General features: G+C 64.6%; 1 protein-coding gene. It reads right to left on the bottom strand.

All coding sequences use genetic code 11. From position 1 onward, the window contains the following. Positions 1 to 882: hypothetical protein (locus tag RM423_RS24745; RefSeq protein ID WP_311425697.1), on the bottom strand; the 882-nt coding region annotated here is incomplete at its 3' end. Between the last annotated feature and the right edge of the window lie 447 nt (positions 883 to 1,329).

Raw genomic sequence — 1,329 nt, 5'->3', positions numbered from 1 at the left:
ACGTGGAACCGGCGCACCGAGCGACCTCGGCCAAACTGTCCTGCCCGCACGGCACAATCGGAAACCACAGAGGCTGCCGCCCCAAGAACGACGATCAACAGGCGCCGCGTGAAAGTTTCGGGTTAGACAGGGTTCGAGTGCAATAAGTCCGTCGGGCTGCGCTGCGGCCCAGTCGGCAATCTCGTCGGTCACTCGCACCAGTGTCGCTGTCATGGTGGCTTGCGCCTGCTCATCGCATAGAGGCCCCGATTTGTGAATACCCCAGCGATCCCACATCACCCTGAGATGTTCCTGCACGGCATCCAACTGCGCTCGGCTCCAGCGGCTTGGCACGATGCACAGCCGATCGGGAAGTTGAGGTCGCAGCAGCGCCTCCACGGCGGGAATGTCGGTCGCTGCGACGACCAGCACTGCCTGGTCGTCGCTGGGCCGAAAGATCACGGCCGTGACGGCGGCGCCGGTAGTTTCGAGGTCGCCGAGATCGAACTCCAAGTTTTCTGGGTAGGCGCCGTTCATTCCGTGCGGCCAACCCCCGGACGGCGGCTCGCACGGCGGATCGGACCAGCGCGAAAATCTCCTGCCGGGAGTCTCGTTGGTCTGCCGATCAACGCTGATGCGGTTCCCGAGCCACCGCCCGTAGATCTTGGCGTACCCCTCGATCGCCCCGTCACGTTCATAGCGATGTTCGACTGCGTCGAAATCCGCTGCGTCAACCGGTATCGCGTAGCTCGTCTGGTGCGGTGGCGGTGGACCGTCAGGTCCGTAGCCGACCGCCCGGGTCGGAACTGGCGGATCGAACCAGTCCCCCTCACGAGTACGGACCAGCCGCCCCCACCCCCAGATCTCATCTCCTACCCCGAATACCAGCGATCGAGAATCCATCTGCGCATCATGCGCCTACCAGCGTCGCCCAGGTGCACCACCGCGGGCTAAGCCTCGGGCGTCCCGCAATACGCGATCTCTTCGCCCGCCGCCATTGCCTCTGCCCGCGCCTTTCGCCACCCCGCGTAGTCAGAATCCGGTACGGGCTGACGACTGAAGCTCAGCAGGCACTCGTAGAAGTAGGGCGCAGAAGCCGACCTAGCTGCTTCTCGTAACGAGCCACACACCCGGGCACTTTCAGCGACGCCGCCCAACGCAAACTGGGCTGACCGCGTCAACACAAGCTCGGCCAATGGCCCCGGGTCGACTGTCTCCTGAATCCGGGCCTTCGCCCCGAAAAGTGGACACGCGATTTGATTGTTATGCGGCCGGTCGTAGCGTAGCCGCGGTGGTGGTGTTCTCGTAGGTGATCGGGCTGCGGTAGCCGCAGGCGGAGTGCCGGCGGCG

Source organism: Jatrophihabitans lederbergiae (genome assembly GCF_031845305.1).
Taxonomy (GTDB): Bacteria; Actinomycetota; Actinomycetes; order Mycobacteriales; family Jatrophihabitantaceae; genus Jatrophihabitans_A; species Jatrophihabitans_A lederbergiae.
The sequence above is the reverse complement of the archived record's forward strand: the minus strand, read 5'-3'. Positions and strand labels throughout refer to the sequence as shown.